We start from the raw sequence: 20,936 nt of genomic DNA, 5'->3' as shown, positions 1-20,936 counted from the left end.
GGCCGGGACAAGCATGACCACAAACGATTTTTCGACTCCACAGCAACCGCAATTGGACACCGGCCCCTTGTCGTGGGTGATGGTGGAAATCCGCGAGTCGCTGGCACGTTCGCGCACCGCGCTGTTCGAGGCGGGCGGACGGGCGCCGGAAGATCAGGCCACGCAGCTGCAGCATGCGAAGTCGCATTTGCATCAGGCGCACGGTGCGTTGCAGATGGTGGATGTGGATGGCGTCAGCCTGATGACCGAGGTCGCCGAGGCGGTGCTGGACCGCTTCAAAGCGGGCACGCTGAAGTGCAGCACCGACCATGCGCAGACGGTGGCGCAGCTGTATCAGGCGCTGGTCGAGTATCTGGAGGAATTGCTGGAAGGCGCGCCATCGCAGCCAGCAAGGCTGTTCCCGTACTACCGCGCCATGCAGGAGATGATGGGCGTGGAGCGCATCCATCCGGCCGATTTGTTCTATCCCGATTTGTCGCAGCCCGTCAGCCTGCCGCTGGCTGAAGCCGTCGCCGAAGTTGCCGCCGACCCCGCGCCGGACTACGCCGCCTTCCGCCAGCGCTTCGAACGTGCGCTGCTGCCGTACCTGAAGGGCGCTGGCGATGCGGGCGCGCTGCTGGACGCCATCAAGCTGGTGGCGGACGCGCAGCAGGATGGGCAAGCGCGCGCCTTCTGGCTCGCCATGCAGGCCTTCGCCGAACTGGTGGCCGGCGGCGAACTGCCCGGCGGGCTGTATGTGAAGCAGCTGTTTGGCCTCATCAACCTGCAAATCCGCCGCCTGAGTCAGGGCCAGGCCGCACAGCCGGAAGCCATGCTGCGTGATGCCTTGTTCTTCGTCGCCACCGCCGGCGCACAATCCGCATCGCCAACGGTGCAGCAAGTGCGCGCGGCCTACGCACTTGAAGGCCTGGCGCCAGCCGATTGCGAAATCCGCCGCTACGGCCAGGTCGACACCGAAGCGCTGGACCGCGCCAAGGCCGGCATCGTGCAGGCCAAGGCACAATGGGACCGGCTGGCCAACGCCGAAATCGATCCCGATCTTGACGCCGCTTTCGACGCCGCACTGCAGGCAGCGGCGGGCGAGTGCGACAAATTGAATCTGTCCGCACTGGGCGCGCTGCTGCGCCAGTTGGCCGACGTCGCGCGCAAGGCCGTATCGGCAGGGCGCAGCGAAGAGCTGGCGCTGGAAATGGCCACTGCCTTGCTGTTCGCGGAACATGGCCTGCAGCACATCCGCCATCTGCCCGACGATTTCGCCGCGCATGCCGACACCATCGGCGCGCGCTTGCTGGCGCTGGTGTCCGGCGAAACGCCGCCGGAGCCGGCGCAATGGCAAAAAGGCCTGGCGCGCCAGATGCAGCAGGACGATACGGTGGTCGCGCTGGCGATGGAAATGAAGACCGGCCTGCGGCAAGTGGAGAAGGTTCTGGATGATTACTACGCCGATCCGTCCAAGCGCCCGGCCTTGCTGGAACTGGATCCGGTACTGTACCAGTTGCAGGGCGCACTGGCGGTGCTGGACCAGAACGATGCGATGCAAGCCGCGCGTCATGTGAAGTCGTCGGTGCAGGCTTTGGCGCATGGCGATGGCGATCCGTCGCATGAGCCGAAGGCGCTGGACGATATTGCGCAGAATGTGGGCGCGCTGGGATTCTTTGTCGACATGCTGGCGCAGAATGCGGCTGGCGCGCGCGAGCGCTTCGCGTTCGACGCGGAGCATGGGACGTTCCGTTCGGTGCCGTTCAAGAAGATCCCCGCGTCGGAGTCGATACCGGTGCTGGAAGAGCAGGTGCCTGCGCCTGCGCCGGTGGCCATGCCGGTCGAGGCGCCGCCGCCTGCATCCAGCGATGCGGCGGTGGAGGAGGAGCTGTTGGAGATCTTCATCTCCGAGGCGCAGGAAGTGCTGATGTTTGTCGGCCAGACCTTACCGCTGGCGCGCACCGAAGAGAATCTGACCATGCTGCGCCGGTCCTTCCATACGCTGAAGGGCAGCGGTCGCATGGTGGGCTTGAACCAGTTTGCCGATGCGGCTTATGCGATCGAGAAGGTGATGAATGTGTGGCTGGCGGAGCAGCGCGCGGCTACGGATGCGTTGTTTGAACTGCTGAACGGCGCTGAGCAGGAAATGAGTGCTTGGGTGGCGGAGCTGGTCGCCAGCGGCGTCTCGGCCCGCAATGCAGACGCCCTGACCGCCGCCGCCGCGCGTGTGATGGATGGCGGCGAACCAGACCTCGCTCCATCCACCGCTGCGCTGCCGGCCGACGATGCGCAGACCCCTGCCGAAGAAGCCATCGCGCCACCAGCGGCCGCACCAGCCTTGCCGCCGCTGGTCTCGCACGGCAACGTCATCGAATTCCCGACCATCACGCCGACCGTCCCGCGCGACGACAACGTGAAGCTCATCGGCGGCATGGAAATCCCTCTGCCGCTGTACAACATCTACCTGCACGAATCCGACGATCTTGTGCGCAAGCTGGAAATTGACTTCAGCGAATGGCGTCACGAGCCGCGCCGTCCGGTGAATCCGGAAGCGCTGGCCGCATCGCACACGCTGGCCGGCACCTCGGGCACGGTCGGCTTCAAGGCGTTGCGCGAACTGGCGCTGGCGCTGGAAGGCACGCTGGAACTGCTGCTGCCGCCCGCGCCGCATCTGGATCAGGCGCAGCACGACCTGCTGGATTTCACCATGCAGCGCATACGTCAGATGCTGCAAGGGTTCGCGGCCGGCGAACTGTCGCCGGCGCAGCCGGAACTGATCGCCGCGCTGAACGGCTTGCGCGATGAGCTGATGACGACTCCACCTGCTGCCAGCAACGACATCGAGTCGCGCCTGGATAGCCTGGTGGCCGAGACGATGGACGAGTTGCATGCGCCGGTGGCGGCGCAGGAGTCGCCGCTGGATCAGTTGTTCCGCGAAACCTTCAACGCCATCAGCGGTACCGTGCCGGAGTCCGAAGCGCCGACCGCGCCACCGTCGAAGAAGAAGCCGGAAGTACATGTCGACGACGGTATCGACGACCTGTTCAACGCCGCCTTCGACGACGCTTTCGCCGACCCGCCGCTGGAAATCGCCGAGCCGCTCGCCCCCGCGCCGGCTCCCGACGCCGCGCCGGTGGAGCCTGAGCCGGTTGACGAACCTGAGGCCGAAGTGATCGCGTTGGCGACGGCCGAGCCGGAAATCCTGGCGGCCGCTCCCGCCATCTTCAACGACGAACTGGATGCCGATCTGCTGCCGGTCTTCCTGGAAGAAGGCGCGGACCTGCTGCCGCAAGTGGGCGAGGCGTTGCGCGCCTGGCAGCACACACCAACCGACACCACGCATGCTCAAAGCCTGCTGCGCCTCCTGCACACCGTGAAGGGCAGCGCACGCATGGCCGGCGCGATGCGTCTCGGCCAGCACTGCCACGAAATCGAGACCCACATCGAAAACATGGTGCACGCCGGCTCCGCCACGTCGCATGCTTTCGATGAATTGCTGGCCCACTACGACCACGCGCTGCTGCTGTTTGAACAGCTGCAGCACCCGGAATCGCTGCATGCGGACGCCATCGCTGACGCTGACGCGGAGGCTGACGCGGAGGCAGCAACGGACGCAATCCCCGCAGCCACGCCATCGGCTGCTCTGCCCACTGGCGACGATGCGCAGCCCGGCGTCAAAGCGCCGCTGGTTCGCGTGCGCGCCGACATCCTCGACCGCCTGGTCACCCAGGCCGGCGAAGTCTCGATCTCGCGCTCGCGCCTTGAGAACGAAGTCGACACCCTGCGCAACTCGCTGGCCGACTTCTCCGACAACCTGGCCCGCCTGCGCCGCCAGTTGCGCGAAGTCGAGATGCAAGCCGAATCGCAAATCGCCTCGCGCATGGCCGTCTCCAGCGAACGCGAATTCGACCCGCTCGAATTCGACCGCTTCACGCGCCTGCAAGAACTCACCCGCATGATGGCCGAAAGCGTCAACGACGTCGCCAGCTTCCACGAAAGCCTGACCCGCTCCGTCGACACCGCCCACAGCGACCTGACGCAGCAAGCCCGCCTCACGCGCGACCTGCAACGCGACCTGATGCGGGTGCGCATGGTGCCATTCGCCAGCATCTCCGAGCGCCTGTTCCGCGTCGCCCGCCAAAGCGCCAAGGACGTCGACAAGCGCGTCAACCTTGATATTCGCGGCAGCAACGTGGAACTGGACCGCAGCGTCCTTGAGCGTATGGCCGCGCCATTCGAACACCTGCTGCGCAACGCCATCGCCCACGGCGTGGAAGCGCGCGAAGTCCGCGCCGCTGCCGGTAAGAGCGAAACCGGCGAACTGCTGGTGCAAGTGGCGCAAGAGGGCAATGAAGTGGTAATCGCTTTCAGCGATGACGGCGGCGGCCTCGATCTGGCGCGCATCAAGGCCAAGGCCATCAGCGTCGGCCTGCTGGACGAACACGAACAAGTCACCGACGCCCAGATCGCCGACCTGATTTTCGAACCCGGCTTCTCCACCGCCGAAGCGCTGACCGAACTGTCGGGACGCGGCGTCGGTATGGACGTGGTGCAGTCGGAAGCGCAGTCGCTGGGCGGCCGCATCGACCTGTACTCGGAGCCGGGCAAGGGTTCGCGCTTCACCATCCGCCTGCCGCTGACGCTGGCCGTCACGCAGGTGGTGGTGCTGGCCGCCGGCGGCAGGACCTACGCGCTGCCGGCTATCCTGGTTGAGCAAGTGCTGCAAATGAAAGAGCACGCGCTGGCCGAAGCACGCCACAACGGCATGCAGTATCTGCCAACCTTGCTGGGCGATCCCGTGCAGCCGCCGGTGCAGCGATCATCGCCGGTGATGATGCTCAAGAACGGCAACGACAAGCTGGCCTTGCAGGTCGATGAAGTGCTGGGCAACCGCGAGGTGGTGATCAAGAACATCGGCCCGCAGTTGTCGCGCATGGTGGGCATCGCCGGCGCCACGGTGCTGGGCACCGGCGACATTGTGCTGATCCTGAACCCGGTGGCGCTGGCGCAGCATCTGGCGCATCACCCGGAAGTGAAGCAGCTGTACGCGCAGGCGGCGGCCGACAGCCCGGCTGCTCCAGCGCAGCAAGGCCGCACCATCATGGTGGTGGACGATTCGTTGACCGTGCGCCGCGTGACCCAGCGCCTGCTGGAGCGTGAGGGCTATCGCGTGCTGCTGGCCAAGGACGGCGTGGATGCGCTGGAACAGTTGCAGGAAACGCGGCCGGAGTTAATGCTGGTCGATATCGAGATGCCGCGCATGGATGGCTTCGACCTCACCCGTAATGTGCGCGGTGACGAGCGCACCCGCGAGATCCCGATCATCATGATCACCTCGCGCAGCGCGGATAAACACCGCAACGTGGCGCTGGAACTGGGCGTAAACGCCTACTTCGGCAAGCCGTTCCAGGAAGACGTGCTGCTGGAGGCGATTGCAGGCTTGATCAAGCCTGCTTCTTGACCACCTCGTAGCGCTCGAGCGTACGCTTGCGCGCTTCGTCGTGCATCACGATCGGTGGCCAATAGTCCGGCGCCAGCATGCGCGGCGCCAGCCACGGCGCATGGATTTCCTTCGCGCTCAGCTGCGCCAGCTGCGGCAGGTAGCGGCGGATGAATTTGCCGTCGCCATCGAACTTCTCCGATTGCGTAATCGGATTGAAGATGCGGAAGTAGGGCTGCGCATCGCAGCCGGACGACGAAGCCCATTGCCAGCCGCCGTTGTTGGAGGCGAGATCGAAGTCGTTTAAATGCAGCGCGAAATACGCCTCGCCGCGCCGCCAGTCGATGCCGAGGTCCTTGATCAGGAAGCACGCCGTCACCATGCGCAGGCGGTTGTGCATATAGCCGGTCTGGTTCAGCTGCAGCATGGCCGCATCCACCAGCGGGTAGCCGGTGCGGCCCTCGCACCACGCGGTGAACATCTCGTCGGCTTCCGGCCCGGTCTCCCATTCAATCGCATCGTAGGCCGGTTTGAACGAAGCGCCCACCACGTGCGGGTGGTGATACAAAATCATGGCGTAGAACTCGCGCCAGATCAGTTCCGACAGCCATACCGCCGCGCCTTCGCCGCCAGCGCCGCGCTCCTGCAAATCCAGCACCGTGCGCACCATGTGGCGCACCGACAGCGTGCCAAAGCGGAAGTGGATCGACAGGTAGGACGGGCCTTTCACGGCCGGGAAGTCGCGCGCCACGTTGTAGTTGGCGATGCGCGACAGGAAATCGTCGAACAGTCGGGCCGCGCCGGACATACCGGTCGGGATCTTCAACTCGGCGAGGTTGCTCGGCTCAAAGCCGAGATCGGCCAGCGTCGGCAGCGGCGGCAAAGAGGCCGGCGGCGGCGCCAGGCGCGCCGCATGCGGCTCAATGTTGTACGGCGCCAGCACCGACAGGTCGGCCGCCAGCTTTTTCAGCCAGGCGTTCTTGTACGGCGTGAACACCGAGAACACGCCGCCGGTCTGCGACAGCACTTCGCTGCGCTCGAAAATCACCTGGTCCTTGTAGCTGTGGAACTTGCGCCCGGCCGCCTGCAGCGTGCTGGCCACCGTGGCGTCACGTTCCATCGCTTGCGGTTCATAATCGTGATTGCAGAATACCGCCTGCACGCCCAGTTCCGCCGCCAGCGCCGGAATCTCGTGGGCCGGGTCGCCATGCCGCACGATCAGATGGCCGCCCAGTTGCGCCAGTTCCGCCGCTACCTCGGCGATGCTGGCGTGGATGAAGTCGACCCGGCGATCACGGCGCGGCAAGGCGTCGAGGATGGTGGTGTCGTAGATAAAAACACAATATACCTTTTCGCTTGCAAGCAAGGCCTGGTGCAGGGCCGCATGGTCGAAAACGCGCAGGTCGCGGCGCAGCCAAACGAGGGAAGAAGTTAGTTTCATTCGGTTTGTATCAAGCTTGTGGGGGATGCAATCGTGGCTGTCCCCTCAATTCAGTGTAAACTATGGGCTAAACAGAGTTGCTAGCCGCGCGATACTACAGTAATTGTCAGCAGCACAGAGAGAACACGCACCCAGCAGAGAGAGCAACTTGTATGAAGAAGAGCAAAATAAGCAAAACTCTACCTGTTCCCGGCCTGATGCAGGACGCCGGCGACCCTTTGGAGCCAACCGGCGCCGCCACCGGCACGCTGAACCTGGCGAATCATTTCCTTATTGCAATGCCATCCATGCAAGATCCGGTCTTCGGCGGCACGGTGGTGTATGTTTGTGAACACAATGAAAACGGCGTGCTCGGGGTGGTGATCAACAAGCCGACCGACATGACCATGCACACCCTGTTCGAGCGCATCGACCTCAAGGTCGACCACGGCCTCGAAGGCCATGACGACGAACCGATCATGTTCGGCGGCCCGGTGCAGGATGATCGCGGTTTCGTGCTGCACACGCCCGGCCACCGCTATTCGTCCTCGCTGACGGTGACCAAGGACGTGGCGTTTACCACCTCCATCGACGTACTGGAGGCCGTGGCGGCCGGCGAAGGCCCGCCGCAGATGCTGGTGTCGATCGGCTACTCGGGCTGGAGCCCGGGCCAGCTGGAAGAAGAGATCAGCCGCAACGGCTGGCTGACTGTGGGCGCCGATCCGCACATCCTGTTCAACCTGCCGATCGAAGAACGCTACACCGCCGCCATGCGCCTGCTGGGCATCGACCCGCTGATGCTCACTTCCGAGGCGGGCCACGCTTAAATGAGCAGTATCGACACCATTCTTGCTTTCGATTTCGGCATTAAACGAATTGGCGTGGCGATCGGTAACACCATGTTGTTGCAGGCGGAACCGCTCAAGGTCATCAAGTCCGAGGACAACGCCACCCGTTTTGCCGATATCCAGAAGCTGCTCGACGAGTGGACCCCGGCCAGGCTGGTGGTCGGCCTGCCGATGCACCCGGACGGTAATGAACACGAAATGACGGCGCGGGCGCGCCGTTTTGCTAATCAATTGAATGGCCGCTTCAACCTGCCGGTGGAATTGGTCGACGAACGCTATTCCTCGGCCGTGATTTCGGCCAAGCGCGGCGAGGTCATTGATGACCGTGCCGCCGCCATCATTCTGCAACAATACTTCGACTCCCTTTGATCATGTCTACTCTCAATCCCAACCAACTCGATGCCGAAGCGCTGTATGCAACGCTGTTGGCCGATGTGAAAGCCGGCCTGGCCGGCGTGCCCGATGTCGCGATTGTCGGCATCCACTCCGGCGGCGCCTGGATCGCCGAGCGCCTTGCGGCCGACCTCGGCCTGTCGGCCCGCTGCGGCGTGCTGGACGTGTCCTTCTACCGCGACGACTACGCCAAGAAGGGCCTGCCGGCGGAAGTGAAGCCGACCAACATCACCTTCGATGTGGCGGCCGCCAACATCCTGCTGGTGGACGACGTGCTGTACACCGGCCGCACCACGCGCGCCGCCATCAACGAGTTGTTCGACTACGGCCGTCCGGCGCGCATCATGCTGGCCGCGCTGGTGGATCGCGGCGAACGCCAGCTGCCGGTGGCAGCGGACTTCGTCGCCGGCCACGTGGCCGTGCCGAAGGGGCAGGCGCTGGTGCTGCAAAAGCGCGCCGATGATGGAAAATTTACGCTAACTATCGAATAACGCTTCGACCAAAACTATGCTTAATCCGCAACTGAATAAACACGGCGAACTTCAGCACTTGCTGTCGATCGAGGGCCTGCCGAAGGGCATCCTCAATCACATCCTGGACACCGCCTCGTCGTTTGTCGGCATCTCCGACCGCGATGTGAAGAAAGTGCCGCTGATGCGCGGCAAATCGGTGTTCAACCTGTTCTTTGAGAACTCGACCCGCACCCGCACCACGTTTGAAATCGCCGCCAAGCGCCTGTCGGCCGACGTGATCAACCTGAACATCCAGGCATCCTCCACCAGCAAAGGCGAATCGCTGCTGGACACCATCGACAACCTGGCCGCCATGCACGCGGACATGTTCGTGGTGCGTCACGCCCAATCGGGCGCACCGTACCTGATCGCCAAGCACCTGATGGAAACCGGCCAGAACCACGTGCACGTGGTGAACGCGGGCGATGGCCGCCATGCGCACCCGACCCAGGGCCTGCTGGATATGTACACCATCCGCCACTACAAGAAGGACTTCACCAACCTGCGCGTGGCGATTGTCGGCGACATCCTGCACAGCCGCGTGGCCCGTTCCGACATCCACGCGCTAACCTCGCTGGGCGTGCCGGAAGTGCGCGCCATTGGCCCACACACTCTGCTGCCGGGCGGCCTGGAGCAAATGGGCGTGCGCACCTTCACCAATATGGATGAAGGCCTGAAGGACGTCGACGTGATCATCATGCTGCGCTTGCAGAACGAGCGCATGAGCGGCGCGCTGCTGCCGTCGGCCGGCGAATACTTCAAGAGCTACGGCCTGACGCCGGAACGCCTGGCGCTGGCCAAGCCGGACGCCATCGTGATGCACCCGGGCCCGATGAACCGTGGCGTCGAGATCGACTCCGCCGTGGCGGATGGCGCGCAGGCAGTGATCCTGCCGCAGGTGACGTTTGGTATCGCAGTCCGCATGGCGGTGATGAGTATCGTGGCAGGAACGCAAGCATGAAGAAGAACATTCACATTAAAAACGGCCACGTCATCGATCCAGCCAACGGCATCGACGGCCTCAATGACCTTTACATCGCCGACGGTAAAGTGCTGGCGGTGGGCGCAGCGCCGGCCGGTTTTACCGCCGACGAAACCATCGACGCCATCGGCCTGATCGTGGCGCCGGGCTTTGTCGACCTGTCGGCGCGCCTGCGCGAGCCGGGCTTTGAATACAAGGCCACGCTGGAATCGGAAATGCAGGCCGCCATGCAAGGCGGCGTCACCTCGCTGGTGTGCCCGCCGGACACCGATCCGGTGCTGGACGAGCCGGGTCTGGTGGAAATGCTGAAACACCGCGCACAAAAACTCAATCAGGCGCACGTGCACCCGCTGGGCGCGCTGACCGTCGGCCTGAAAGGCCAGGCACTGACCGAAATGTCGGCGCTGACCGCCTCGGGCTGCATCGGCTTCTCGCACGCCGAGCAGCCTATTGAAGACACCAACGTGCTGCTGCGCGCCATGCAGTACGCCAAGACCTTCGGCTACACCGTGTGGCTGCGTCCGCAGGACGCGCACATCGGCCGTGGCGGCGTGGCGGCCTCGGGTCCGCTGGCCTCGCGCCTCGGCCTGTCGGGCGTGCCGGTGATGTCGGAAACCATCGCCCTGCACACCATCTTTGAACTGATGCGTTCGACCGGCGCGCGCGTGCACCTGTGCCGCATTTCGGCCGCCGCCAGCCTGGACCTGATCCGCAAGGCCAAGGCGGAAGGTTTGCCGCTGACGTGCGACGTTGGCGTGCACCACGTGCACATGACCGACGCCGACATCGGCTTCTTCGATTCGAATGCGCGCATGGACCCGCCATTCCGCAGCCAGCGCGACCGCGACGCGATCCGCCTTGGCCTGCTGGACGGCACGGTCGACGCGCTGTGCTCGGATCACACGCCGGTCGACGATGATGAAAAACTGCTGCCGTTCGGCGAAGCTTCGCCGGGCGCGACCGGCCTGGAACTGCTGCTGTCGCTGACCCTGAAGTGGGCCGACGATTACGCTGCAACGCAGGAGACTGGCTCGCAGCGTCCGCTGTCGCGCGCGCTGTCCCGCATCACCTCGGAAGCGGCGCGTGTGGCCGGTCTGGACGCCGGCACGCTGTCGGTCGGCGCCACGGCAGACGTGGTGCTGTTCGACGCAGGTGCGCACTGGACGGTGGAGCGATCGGCGCTGGCCAGCCAGGGCAAGCACACGCCATTCCTCGGCTACAACCTGGCCGGGCAAGTGCAAACCACCATCGTGGCTGGCCACGTCGCCTACCAACGCTGATCCGCCTGCATGAAACTGTCGACGATATTCCGCCTGGTGCGGGTGATGCTGCATGTGTTCAAGGGCATGGCGATCTGCGCCACGGTGTTCCCGTGGATCGGTCAGGAAAAGCGTAACGGCCATATCCGCCGCTGGTCCACCAAACTGCTGGCGATGTGCAACGTGACGGTGGAGCAGGCGCCGGGCAGCGTGCCGGCGCTGGAGCATTGCGTGGTGGTGGCCAATCACGTTTCGTGGCTGGACATCTTCGTAGTGCATAGCCTGCATCCTAGTCATTTCGTGGCCAAGGCCGAGATTCGTTCGTGGCCGCTGGCGGGATGGCTGGCGGAGAAGGCCGGTACGGTATTCATCGCACGCGGCAACCGGCGCGATTTAAGGCATATCTTCAAAGGGCTGGTGCACAGCCTGGAGCAGGGCGAGCGTGTGGCTTTCTTCCCGGAGGGCACCACGGCCGCGCAGGGCAGCTTGCTGCCGTTCCATGCGAATCTGTTTGAGGCGGCGATTGACGCCAAGGTGCCGGTGCAGCCGTTCGCCTTGACCTATGAAGACGTGAACGGCGGCTCACATCCATCGGTGGATTTCATCGGTGAGACCAGCTTCGCGGAGAGCATCATGCTGATCCTGAACGGCCCGCCGGTGAAAGCCAAACTGGCGATCCTGCCGGCGATCGACACCATCGGCGCACACCGTCGCGAGCTGGCGGAAGCGTCTCACAAAGCCGTCGCCGCCGCGCTGGGTGTAACGGTTTAAGCTTTCTTGCCCGGCGTCTGGAATTCCGGGCACTGCACTTGCAGCAGGCTGCGGTCTTCCAGGCACACGGCGGACAGCTGCCCGCCCCATACGCAGCCGCTGTCCAGGCCGATCAGGTTCGGCTCAAGCTTCAAACCTAAAGCCGACCAGTGGCCGAACACCACCGTCTGCTTCGCGCTGCGCCGGCCGGGCACCTCGAACCACGGCATCAAGCCAGTCGATGGATCTGCCGTGCCGCTTTCCTTCATTTTGAAATCCATCACGCCATCGGCATTGCAGAACCGCAGCCGCGTCATCGCATTGATGATGCAGCGCAGCCGGTCCGCACCTTGCAAGTCATCCGACCAGCGGTCCGGCTGGTTGCCATACATCTCCGCCAAGAACTCGGCGATGCCGTCGCCGCGCAGCATGGCCTGCACCTCGCCAGCCAGCGCCATCGCTTGCTCGCCGCTCCATTGCGGCAGCAGGCCCGCATGCACCAGTACGTGATCTTTCACCCGTATCGCCAGCGGCCGCTGCCGCACCCAGTCGATCAGCTCGTCACGGTCCGGCGCATGCAGGATCTCGGCCAGCGTATCGGACTTGTGCTCGGGCCGGATGCCATAGGCCACCGCCAGCAGATGCAAATCATGGTTGCCCAGCACGCTATCGACCAGCCCGCCGCTGGCGATGGCCAACTGGCGCACATGGCGCAGCGTGGCCAGCGAATCGGGGCCACGGTTGATCAGGTCGCCTGCGAGCAGGATGGCGGGCTCGGCCACGCCGTCGGCGGCCGCGTGCGCGCGTATGCGGTCGAGGAGGGCCACGGCCTGCTCATGGCAGCCCTGTAAATCCCCGATTACATAGGTTTTCATATGGATACTCACTTGTTCGTTGCTTTAGGGGCTGAATTACCCTGAATTTTTGCCCCGTTACGGGGCACATCACATAAAATCATGCATACGACTAATTTGACTCTTGCTGCGGGATACTAAATGATTTTTGTAACAGGTGGTGCTGGTTTTATCGGCTCAAATTTTGTCCTCGACTGGCTGGCGCAGTCGGATGAGCCTGTCATCAACTACGACAAGCTGACCTATGCCGGTAATCTGAACAACCTGGCCTCGCTCAAGAACGATGCGCGCCACACCTTTGTGCGCGGCGACATCTGCGACCAGGCCCAGGTGCTGGCGCTGTTCCAGCAGCACAAGCCGCGCGCCGTGGTGCACTTTGCGGCCGAAAGCCACGTCGACCGCTCCATCCTCGGCCCCGGCGAATTCATCAACACCAACATCAACGGCACCTTCAGCCTGCTGGAAGCCGCGCGCGCCTACTGGTCCGGCCTGCCTGAGGACGAGAAGGCCGCGTTCCGCTTCCTGCACGTGTCCACCGACGAGGTGTACGGCACCCTGGGGCCGGACGATGCGCCATTCAGCGAAACCACCGCGTTCGCGCCGAACAGCCCGTATTCGGCATCGAAAGCGGCCTCGGACCACCTGGTGCGCTCGTACTTCCATACCTACGGCCTGCCGGTGCTGACCACCAACTGCTCCAACAACTACGGCCCGTATCATTTCCCTGAAAAGCTGATCCCGCTGATCATCGCCAATGCGCAAGCGGGCAAGCCGCTGCCGATCTACGGCGACGGCCAGCAAGTGCGCGACTGGCTGTACGTCAGCGATCACTGCGCCGCCATCCGCCGCGTGCTGGAAGCGGGCCGCCTGGGCGAGACCTACAACGTCGGTGGCTGGAACGAGATGGCCAACCTGGACGTGGTGCATACCCTGTGCGACATGCTCGACAAGTTGAAGCCGAAAGCGGCCGGCAGCTACCGCGACCAGATCACCTTCGTCAAAGACCGTCCGGGCCACGACCGCCGCTACGCCATCGACGCGCGCAAGCTGGAACGCGAACTGGGCTGGAAACCGGCCGAGACCTTCCAGACCGGCATCGCCAAGACCGTGCAGTGGTATCTGGATCACCAGGCCTGGGTCACCGACGTGCAGTCGGGCAGCTACGCCAAGTGGGTCGAAACCAATTACTTCAATCGCGAGGGGCAGTAATGAGCGACAAGCGCAAAGGCATTATCCTGGCGGGCGGCTCCGGCACCCGTTTGTATCCGGTGACGATGAGCGTCTCCAAGCAACTGCTGCCGATCTACGACAAGCCGATGATCTACCATCCGCTGACCGTGCTGATGCTGGCCGGCATGACCGACATCCTGCTGATCTCGACGCCGCAAGACACGCCGCGCTTCAAGGATCTGCTGGGCGACGGCAGCCAGTGGGGCATCAACATCAGCTACGCGGTGCAGCCTTCGCCGGACGGCCTGGCGCAAGCGTTCATCATCGGCAAGGAATTCGTTGGCGATTCGCCGTCGGCGCTGATCCTGGGCGATAACATCTACTACGGCAACGACCTCGACGCGCTGCTGCGCCACGCCACCGAGCAGACCGACGGCGCCACCGTGTTCGCCTACCACGTGCAGGATCCCGAGCGTTACGGCGTGGTTGAGTTCGACGCCAACCGTACCGCCGTGTCGATCGAGGAAAAGCCGCAGCAGCCGAAATCGAACTACGCCGTCACCGGCCTGTATTTCTACGACAACCAGGTGTGCGACATCGCCGCCAGCATCAAGCCGTCCGCGCGCGGCGAGCTGGAAATCACCGACGTCAACAAGGTGTATCTGGACAAGGGCCAGCTCAACGTCGAAGTGATGGGGCGCGGCATGGCCTGGCTCGACACCGGCACCCACGAATCGCTGCTGGAGGCGGGCCAGTTCATCGCCACCATTGAAAAACGCCAGGGCCTGAAGGTCGCCTGCCCGGAAGAGATCGCTTACCGCAAGGGCTACATCAACGCCGAGCAACTGCGCAAGCTGGCCGAGCCGCTGAAGAAAAACCAGTACGGCCAGTACCTGCTGCAAATTTTGGAAGATAAGGTTGTGCCACGATGAACGTGATTAAAACGCCGCTGGAAGGCTTGCTGGTGCTGGAGCCGCGCGTGTTCGGCGACGACCGCGGTTTTTTCTTTGAGAGCTACAACGCCAAGCGCTTTGCCGAACTGACCGGCGTCAGCGCCGAGTTCGTACAGGATAACCACTCGCGCTCGTCGAAAGGCGTGCTGCGCGGCCTGCACTACCAGATCCAGCAAGCGCAGGGCAAGCTGGTGCGCGCGACCGCCGGCAGCGTGTTCGATGTGGCGGTCGATATCCGCAAAAGCTCGCCGACTTTTGGCCAGTGGTATGGCTGCGAGCTGTCGGCCGAGAACAAGCGCCAGTTGTGGATTCCGGCCGGCTTCGCGCACGGCTTCGTGACCTTGTCCGACAGCGCCGAATTCCTGTACAAGACCACCGACTACTGGGCGCCCGAGCACGAGCGCGCCATCCTGTGGAACGATCCGGCCATCGGCATCCAATGGCCGGCGCTGGACGCGGCGCCGCTGTTGTCGGGCAAGGACCAGGCCGCGCTGCTGTTGGCCGACGCCGAGGTGTTTGCATGAAAGTGCTGCTGACCGGCAGCACTGGCCAGGTCGGCTACGAACTGGCGCGCAGCCTGCAGGGCGTGGGCGAGGTCGTGGCGGTGGACCGCAGCGAAATGGACTTGTCCAACCTCGACCAGGTGCGCGAGGTGATCCGCCGCGTCCAGCCCAAGCTGATCGTCAATCCGGCCGCCTACACGGCGGTCGACAAGGCCGAGAGCGAGCCCGGACTGGCGTTCCGCATCAACGCCGAAGCGCCGGGCGTCATGGCCGAGGAGGCCAAGGCCTTGGGCGCGGCGCTGGTGCATTACTCCACCGATTATGTATTCGACGGGGCGCACGCCACGCCGCGCGTGGAGGACGATCCGCTCGGCCCGCTCAACGTCTACGGCGCCAGCAAGCTGGCCGGCGAGCAGGCCATCGCGGCGGCCGGCATTCCGCACCTGATCTTCCGCACCAGCTGGGTCTACGGCATGCGCGGCAAGAACTTCCTGCTGACCATGCTGCGCCTGGCCAAGGAGCGCGACGAGCTGCGCGTGGTGGCCGACCAGCACGGCGCGCCGACCTGGAGCCGCACCATCGCCGACACCACGGCGCAGGTGCTGTCGCAGGCCCACGCGGGTGGACGCGAGTGGTGGATGCAGAACAGCGGCGTCTACCACCTGAGCGCGCAGGGCCAGACTACCTGGCACGAATTCACCGAGGCCATCATCGCGGAGGCGGGCTTGTCGTGCAAAGTGCTGCCGATTACCACGGCGGACTATCCGACGCCGGCGCGGCGTCCGCAATACTCCGTGATGTCGTCGGAACGCCTGATGGCGCGTTTCTGTCGCTTGCCAGACTGGAAAGAAGCATTGCATCTCTGTATGCGCTGAGTTGTATCGATTGGTAAGCATTCCCTCTGGCGTGCGCCGGTGCTGGTACAATCGGCAGTTGGCATGCTGATAATGCTTCGTGTTGCGATACAACGCAGAACTTAAAATAATATGTTTTCCTTCCTACTGAGCTTTATCGCTTCCGCGCTGCTGACCCTGCTGGTGATCAAAGAAGCGAGATTGCACGGCCCCGCGCTGGACTCCAATTTCGACGGCGTGCAAAAAGTGCACGTGCATAATGTGGCGCGCATCGGCGGCCTGTCGATTTTCCTGGCGGTGGCGCTCAGTTCGGCCATATCCATCTGGCGCGTGCCGGTGATGAGCCAGTGGCTGCTGTCGCTGCTGTTCTGCTCGGCCGTGGCCTTTGTCGGCGGCATCGTCGAAGACTATACCGGCCGCGTCAGCCCGCTGCGCCGCCTGCTGCTGACGATGGCCGCCGCCACCCTCGGCTACTTCCTGCTCGATGCCCGCATCGACCGCCTGGACTGGGCGTTCTCGGTGTGGGCGCTGCCGTATATGTGGGTCACGCTGCCGCTGACGGTGCTGGCGGTGGCCGGTATCGCCAACGCGGTCAACATCATCGACGGTTTCAACGGCCTGGCCAGCGTGGTGGTGATTTGCATGCTGCTGTCGCTCGGCTACGTGGCGCTGCAGGTCAACGATATGTTCGTGCTGATCGCCGCGCTGATGGTGGCCGGCGCCACTGCTGGCTTCCTGATCTGGAATTATCCGGTCGGCCTGATCTTCCTCGGCGACGGCGGCGCCTACTTCATCGGCTTCATGCTGGGCGAGCTGGCGCTGCTGCTGGTGATGCGCAATCCGCAGGTGTCGACCTGGTATGCGCTGCTGCTGCTGATCTATCCGGCGTTTGAAACCTTATTTTCGGTGTATCGCCGCATGTTCGTGCGCGGCAAGTCGCCGGCCATGCCGGACGGGATTCACTTGCACAGCCTGATCTTCCGCCGCGTGGTGCAGTGGGCGGTGGGCCGCAAGGAAGCGCGCGCGCTGATCCGCCGCAATTCGCTGACGTCCCCGTACCTGTGGCTGTTCTCGCTGATGGCCGTGATTCCGGCCACGGTGTTCTGGCGCCACACCTGGGTACTGATGTTGTCCTGCATTCTGTTCATCGGCAGCTATATCTGGATTTACGTGCGTATCGTGCGCTTCAAGGCGCCGCGCTGGATGATCCGTCACAAGAAACATTGATTTTGATGTCATGATGTACACTATCCCATCCTTTCCTCGCTGATATCCCACATTATGGTTACCTTATCCAAAACGATCTTCAAAGCTTACGACATTCGCGGCATTATCGATAAAACCCTGGACGCCGGCGTGGCACGCCAGATCGGCGCCGCCTTTGGCCGCGCCGCGCTGGCCAAGGGGGAGAAAAAAGTAGTGATCGGCCGTGATGGCCGCCTGTCCGGCCCATCGCTGATCAAGGCGCTGGCGGAAGGCCTGCAATCGGCCGGCGTGGACGTGATCGACCTGGGCGTGGTGGCCACGCCGATGGTCTACTTCGGCACCAATGTGCTGGGCGCGGCGTCCGGCATCATGGTCACCGGCAGCCACAATCCGCCGGACTACAACGGCTTCAAGATGGTGCTGGCCGGCGAAGCGATTCACGGCGAGGCGATTACCGGCCTGTATGACAGCATCCTCGCGCACGACGGTTCGCCGGCGGCAGTGCAGGGTGGTTACAGCACCTACGATATCCGCGCCGAGTACCTGCAGCGCATCATCGGGGACGTGAAAATTTCGCGTCCGATCAAGATTGCCGTCGACTGCGGCAACGGTGTGGCCGGCGCGTTCGCGGGCGACCTGTATCGCGGCATGGGCTGCGAAGTGATTGAGCTGTTCTGCGAAGTGGATGGCAATTTCCCTAACCACCACCCGGATCCGGCGCACCCGGAAAACCTGCAAGACCTGATCCGCTGCCTGCAGGAGACCGACGCTGAAATCGGCCTGGCCTTCGACGGCGACGGCGACCGCCTCGGCCTGGTGACCAAGGATGGCCAGATCATTTATCCGGACCGCCAGATGATGCTGTTCGCGGCCGACGTCCTGTCGCGCAATCCGGGCGAACAAATCCTTTACGACGTGAAGTGCACCCGCCACCTGGCGCCGTACATCGAAAAATCGGGCGGCGTGCCGCTGATGTACAAGACCGGCCACTCGCTGGTGAAAGCCAAGCTGAAAGAAACCGGCGCACCGCTGGGCGGCGAAATGAGCGGCCATATCTTCTTCAAGGACCGCTGGTACGGCTTCGACGACGGCCTGTACGCCGGCGCCCGCATGCTGGAGATCCTGACCAAGGAGAAGGATCCATCGGCGCTGCTGAACGCACTGCCGCAGTCGGACAGCACGCCGGAACTGCACCTGCACCTGAGCGAAGGCGAGAACTTCACCGTGATGGACAAGCTGCGCGCCGACGCCAAGTTCCCTGGCAATGAGCGCATCATCACCATCGACGGCCTGCGCGTGGAGTACGCCGACGGCTTCGGCCTGGCGCGTTCGTCCAACACCACGCCTGTGATCGTGATGCGCTTTGAAGCGGAAACCCCTGCCGCGCTGGAGCGCATCCAGGGCCAGTTCAAGAGCGTCATCCTGGCCGCCAAGCCGGACGCGGAACTGCCGTTCTAAGTAATGGCGCGACCGCTGAATATCCTGCTGGTGCGTGTCTCCTCGATGGGAGACGTGCTGCATAACCTGCCGATGGTGGCCGACATTGCCCGCCACTTCCCCGATGCGAATATCGATTGGGTGGTGGAGGAGGGCTTTGTCAGCCTGGTGCGCATGAACGCGCGCGTGCGCAATGTAATTCCGTTCGCATTGCGGCGCTGGCGCAAGAGCCTCGGCAAGGCGGAGACGCGGGCCGAGATCAAGGGCTTCTTCCGCACCTTGCGCCAGCAGGAGTACGACTACGTGTTCGACACCCAGGGCTTGCTCAAGACCGGCATCATCATGGGGGCTGCGCGCGTGGTGAAGGGCGGTCGCAAAGTGGGCCTGGCCAATGGCAGCGAGGGCTCCGGCTACGAGGGTATCTCGCGCATCTTCCACAACCTGAGTATTCCGACCGATCCGCGCACGCACGCGGTGGCGCGCGGGCGCATCGTCGCCGGTGCGGCGCTGGGCTATGCGGTCGACACCCCGGCCGATTTCGGTTTGCCGGCGGTGCCGGACGATACGCCGCGTCCCGAGTGGATGCCGGAGTCGTATGCGGTCTACTTCCACGGCACCGCGCGCGACGCCAAGAAGTGGTCGATTGAAAACTGGATCGCGCTCGGCCGCGAGCTGGCGCCGATGCCGATATTGCTGCCCTGGGGATCGCCGAAAGAAAAAGCCGAAGCGGAGCAGATCGCCGCCGGCCTGCCGAATGCACGTGTGCTGCCCAAGCTGTCGATGGCCGATGCCATCATGGTGGCGCGCCGCGCCTCGCTGGTGATTGGCGTCGACACGGGACTGGTGCACATCGCGGCGGCCTTCGTGCGGCCGACGGTGGAGATCTACGCGGATTCGCCGCGCTGGAAGACCGAGGGCAACTGGTCGCCGCGCATTATCAACCTGGGCGACCAGGGCACGCCGCCTTCGGTGGCGGACGTGCTGACGGCGGCCCGGAGTCTGCTGGGCTGATCATGCGACTGTTTTATTCCCTGATGTGGTGGCTGGCCTTGCCGCTGGTGCTTACGCGCCTGTGGCTGCGCGGCCGCAAAGAGCCGGGCTACCGCCAGCACTGGGCCGAGCGCCTCGGCTTCTATCCGCGCGCGACGGCGACATCGTCGTTCTCTCCGGTGCTGTGGGTCCACGCCGTCTCCGTCGGCGAAACGCGCGCAGCCGAACCTCTGGTAGACGCCTTGCTGGCCGAGTATCCGCAAAGCCGCATCATCCTCACCCACATGACGCCGACCGGCCGCGCCACCGGCAAAGCATTGTTCGCCAGGCATGGCGAGCGGCTGGTGCAATCTTACCTGCCGTACGACGCCGGCAGCATGGTGTCGCGCTTCATCCGCCACTTCCAGCCAAGCGTCTGCATTCTGATGGAGACCGAGGTGTGGCCTAACCTGATCGCCGTCTGCAACGCGCGCAAAGTGCCGGTGGTGCTGGCCAACGCCCGCCTGTCCGAACGCTCGCTGCGCAAGGCCACGCGTCTTGGATCGCTGCTGCTGGACGCCGCGCGCGGCATCTCGCTGGTCGCCGCGCAAACCGAAGCCGATGCGCAGCGCGTGCGCTCGCTGGGCGTGCAGCGCGTGGAAATCACCGGCAGTATCAAGTTTGATGTAGTGGTGCCGGAAGCCGCGCTTGCCATCGGTGCAGCACTGCGCGCCGCCATCGGTCAGCGTCCGGTGCTGCTGTGCGCTTCCACCCGCGAAGGCGAAGAAGAACTGATCCTGTCAGCGTTTGACAGCGCCCGCGCCACGTTGCCGGCCAACGTGCTGCTGCTGATCGTGCCGCGCCATCCGCAGCGTTTCGACGAAGTGGAAAAAATGATCGCCGCGCGCGGCCTCAAGGTGCAGCGCCGCAGCCAGTTGCCGCTGGACGGCAGCGTGCTGCAAGCCGACGTCCTGCTGGGCGATTCGATGGGTGAAATGTTCGCCTACTACGCCGCCTGCGACATCGCTTTTGTCGGCGGCAGCCTGATGCCGCTGGGCGGCCAGAACCTGATCGAACCGGCTGCGCTGGGCAAACCGATCCTGATCGGCCGGCACACCTTCAACTTTGAGCTGGTGACCGAAGACGCGTTGGCGGCCGGCGGCGCCCAGCGCATCGCCGACGCCGACGACCTGATGGCCACCGCCGCCCGCCTGCTGAACGATGCCAGCGCCCGCCAAACGATGGGCCTGAACGCCCAATCCTTCGCCAATCAACACCGCGGCGCCACCCGCCGCACGCTGGCCCTGCTACAGCACCTAATTTAAATTCAGGGTCAGCTCTGTCATTTGGACATGCGCGCATGATATTTGATAAATATCAATGCAGATATTTAGCACATCAGGTGCT

Annotated in this window: 17 protein-coding genes; 15 read left to right on the top strand and 2 right to left on the bottom strand. The window is 63.9% G+C overall.

Annotated elements, in window-relative coordinates; all coding sequences use genetic code 11:
* Positions 1-13: 13 nt before the first annotated feature.
* Entirely contained in the window at positions 14-5,440 is a 5,427-nt protein-coding gene (locus tag BMZ70_RS15120; protein WP_092275793.1) for a hybrid sensor histidine kinase/response regulator, read from the top strand.
* Here BMZ70_RS15120 and BMZ70_RS15115 read toward each other — a convergent pair.
* A complete protein-coding gene (locus BMZ70_RS15115; protein WP_092275790.1) occupies positions 5,424-6,860 on the bottom strand; it encodes a cryptochrome/photolyase family protein in 1,437 nt (478 codons plus the stop codon). The two genes, BMZ70_RS15120 and BMZ70_RS15115, sit on opposite strands and share 17 nt — an antisense overlap.
* Positions 6,861-7,012: 152 nt before the next feature.
* Between BMZ70_RS15115 and BMZ70_RS15110 the strand changes: the two genes are divergently transcribed.
* The 6 genes from BMZ70_RS15110 to BMZ70_RS15085 are packed head-to-tail and all read left to right on the top strand — an operon-like array spanning position 7,013 to position 11,604.
* Positions 7,013-7,666 carry a YqgE/AlgH family protein gene (locus tag BMZ70_RS15110; RefSeq protein ID WP_092275787.1) on the top strand — a complete coding sequence of 218 codons (654 nt, stop codon included), beginning with the start codon at positions 7,013-7,015 and terminating at the stop codon, positions 7,664-7,666.
* Positions 7,667-8,056: a Holliday junction resolvase RuvX gene (gene ruvX, locus BMZ70_RS15105; protein WP_175500777.1), complete on the top strand. Its 390-nt coding sequence runs from the start codon at positions 7,667-7,669 to the stop codon at positions 8,054-8,056. It abuts the gene before it with no gap.
* Positions 8,057-8,058: 2 nt separating this feature from the next.
* Entirely contained in the window at positions 8,059-8,571 is a 513-nt protein-coding gene (gene pyrR, locus BMZ70_RS15100; RefSeq protein ID WP_092275784.1) for a bifunctional pyr operon transcriptional regulator/uracil phosphoribosyltransferase PyrR, read from the top strand.
* Between the two features lie 16 nt (positions 8,572-8,587).
* The gene (locus BMZ70_RS15095; protein WP_092275781.1) at positions 8,588-9,553 is read left to right on the top strand and encodes an aspartate carbamoyltransferase catalytic subunit; all 966 of its coding nucleotides are present in this window, start codon (positions 8,588-8,590) and stop codon (positions 9,551-9,553) included.
* Complete coding sequence (locus BMZ70_RS15090) at positions 9,550-10,854, top strand: dihydroorotase (RefSeq protein WP_092275778.1); 1,305 nt, start codon at positions 9,550-9,552, stop codon at positions 10,852-10,854. Before BMZ70_RS15095 ends, BMZ70_RS15090 begins: the two co-directional genes overlap by 4 nt.
* 9 nt (positions 10,855-10,863) lie before the next feature.
* On the top strand, positions 10,864-11,604 hold the full coding sequence (locus BMZ70_RS15085; RefSeq protein ID WP_092275775.1) for a lysophospholipid acyltransferase family protein: 741 nt from the start codon (positions 10,864-10,866) through the stop codon (positions 11,602-11,604).
* Here the strand turns inward: BMZ70_RS15085 and BMZ70_RS15080 are convergent.
* Positions 11,601-12,458: a symmetrical bis(5'-nucleosyl)-tetraphosphatase gene (locus tag BMZ70_RS15080; protein ID WP_092275772.1), complete on the bottom strand. Its 858-nt coding sequence runs from the start codon at positions 12,456-12,458 to the stop codon at positions 11,601-11,603. The two genes, BMZ70_RS15085 and BMZ70_RS15080, sit on opposite strands and share 4 nt — an antisense overlap.
* Before the next feature lie 120 nt (positions 12,459-12,578).
* On the opposite strand from BMZ70_RS15080, the gene rfbB reads away from it, so the two are divergent.
* The 8 genes from rfbB (at position 12,579) to waaA (ending at position 20,854) form a co-directional block, all read left to right on the top strand.
* Positions 12,579-13,646: a dTDP-glucose 4,6-dehydratase gene (gene rfbB, locus BMZ70_RS15075; protein WP_092275769.1), complete on the top strand. Its 1,068-nt coding sequence runs from the start codon at positions 12,579-12,581 to the stop codon at positions 13,644-13,646.
* Positions 13,646-14,539: a glucose-1-phosphate thymidylyltransferase RfbA gene (gene rfbA, locus BMZ70_RS15070; RefSeq protein WP_092275766.1), complete on the top strand. Its 894-nt coding sequence runs from the start codon at positions 13,646-13,648 to the stop codon at positions 14,537-14,539. Before rfbB ends, rfbA begins: the two co-directional genes overlap by 1 nt.
* Complete coding sequence (gene rfbC / locus BMZ70_RS15065) at positions 14,536-15,084, top strand: dTDP-4-dehydrorhamnose 3,5-epimerase (protein WP_092275763.1); 549 nt, start codon at positions 14,536-14,538, stop codon at positions 15,082-15,084. The genes rfbA and rfbC overlap by 4 nt, the downstream gene beginning before the upstream one ends.
* Complete coding sequence (gene rfbD / locus BMZ70_RS15060; protein WP_092275760.1) at positions 15,081-15,938, top strand: dTDP-4-dehydrorhamnose reductase; 858 nt, start codon at positions 15,081-15,083, stop codon at positions 15,936-15,938. The genes rfbC and rfbD overlap by 4 nt, the downstream gene beginning before the upstream one ends.
* Positions 15,939-16,049: 111 nt before the next feature.
* The gene (locus BMZ70_RS15055; protein WP_092275757.1) at positions 16,050-17,144 is read left to right on the top strand and encodes a glycosyltransferase family 4 protein; all 1,095 of its coding nucleotides are present in this window, start codon (positions 16,050-16,052) and stop codon (positions 17,142-17,144) included.
* 54 nt (positions 17,145-17,198) lie between these two features.
* Positions 17,199-18,581 (top strand): phosphomannomutase/phosphoglucomutase, encoded by a 1,383-nt coding sequence (locus BMZ70_RS15050; RefSeq protein ID WP_092275754.1) that lies wholly within the window; start codon positions 17,199-17,201, stop codon positions 18,579-18,581.
* Positions 18,582-18,584: 3 nt separating this feature from the next.
* A complete protein-coding gene (waaC, locus tag BMZ70_RS15045; protein ID WP_092275752.1) occupies positions 18,585-19,571 on the top strand; it encodes a lipopolysaccharide heptosyltransferase I in 987 nt (328 codons plus the stop codon).
* A gap of 2 nt (positions 19,572-19,573) precedes the next feature.
* On the top strand, positions 19,574-20,854 hold the full coding sequence (gene waaA, locus BMZ70_RS15040; protein WP_092275749.1) for a lipid IV(A) 3-deoxy-D-manno-octulosonic acid transferase: 1,281 nt from the start codon (positions 19,574-19,576) through the stop codon (positions 20,852-20,854).
* Positions 20,855-20,936 lie beyond the last annotated feature (82 nt).

Source organism: Duganella sp. CF402 (assembly GCF_900109645.1).
Classification (GTDB): domain Bacteria; phylum Pseudomonadota; class Gammaproteobacteria; order Burkholderiales; family Burkholderiaceae_D; genus Rugamonas.
The sequence above is the reverse complement of the archived record's forward strand: the minus strand, read 5'-3'. Positions and strand labels throughout refer to the sequence as shown.

What these genes read in the sequence shown, in the direction of transcription:
- BMZ70_RS15120 (WP_092275793.1), top strand. Translation starts at nt 14, where the DNA reads ATGACCACAAACGATTTTTCGACTCCACAGCAACCGCAATTGGACACC.
- BMZ70_RS15115 (WP_092275790.1), bottom strand. Translation starts at nt 6,860, where the DNA reads ATGAAACTAACTTCTTCCCTCGTTTGGCTGCGCCGCGACCTGCGCGTT.
- BMZ70_RS15110 (WP_092275787.1), top strand. Translation starts at nt 7,013, where the DNA reads ATGAAGAAGAGCAAAATAAGCAAAACTCTACCTGTTCCCGGCCTGATG.
- ruvX (WP_175500777.1), top strand. Translation starts at nt 7,667, where the DNA reads ATGAGCAGTATCGACACCATTCTTGCTTTCGATTTCGGCATTAAACGA.
- pyrR (WP_092275784.1), top strand. Translation starts at nt 8,059, where the DNA reads ATGTCTACTCTCAATCCCAACCAACTCGATGCCGAAGCGCTGTATGCA.
- BMZ70_RS15095 (WP_092275781.1), top strand. Translation starts at nt 8,588, where the DNA reads ATGCTTAATCCGCAACTGAATAAACACGGCGAACTTCAGCACTTGCTG.
- BMZ70_RS15090 (WP_092275778.1), top strand. Translation starts at nt 9,550, where the DNA reads ATGAAGAAGAACATTCACATTAAAAACGGCCACGTCATCGATCCAGCC.
- BMZ70_RS15085 (WP_092275775.1), top strand. Translation starts at nt 10,864, where the DNA reads ATGAAACTGTCGACGATATTCCGCCTGGTGCGGGTGATGCTGCATGTG.
- BMZ70_RS15080 (WP_092275772.1), bottom strand. Translation starts at nt 12,458, where the DNA reads ATGAAAACCTATGTAATCGGGGATTTACAGGGCTGCCATGAGCAGGCC.
- rfbB (WP_092275769.1), top strand. Translation starts at nt 12,579, where the DNA reads ATGATTTTTGTAACAGGTGGTGCTGGTTTTATCGGCTCAAATTTTGTC.
- rfbA (WP_092275766.1), top strand. Translation starts at nt 13,646, where the DNA reads ATGAGCGACAAGCGCAAAGGCATTATCCTGGCGGGCGGCTCCGGCACC.
- rfbC (WP_092275763.1), top strand. Translation starts at nt 14,536, where the DNA reads ATGAACGTGATTAAAACGCCGCTGGAAGGCTTGCTGGTGCTGGAGCCG.
- rfbD (WP_092275760.1), top strand. Translation starts at nt 15,081, where the DNA reads ATGAAAGTGCTGCTGACCGGCAGCACTGGCCAGGTCGGCTACGAACTG.
- BMZ70_RS15055 (WP_092275757.1), top strand. Translation starts at nt 16,050, where the DNA reads ATGTTTTCCTTCCTACTGAGCTTTATCGCTTCCGCGCTGCTGACCCTG.
- BMZ70_RS15050 (WP_092275754.1), top strand. Translation starts at nt 17,199, where the DNA reads ATGGTTACCTTATCCAAAACGATCTTCAAAGCTTACGACATTCGCGGC.
- waaC (WP_092275752.1), top strand. Translation starts at nt 18,585, where the DNA reads ATGGCGCGACCGCTGAATATCCTGCTGGTGCGTGTCTCCTCGATGGGA.
- waaA (WP_092275749.1), top strand. Translation starts at nt 19,574, where the DNA reads ATGCGACTGTTTTATTCCCTGATGTGGTGGCTGGCCTTGCCGCTGGTG.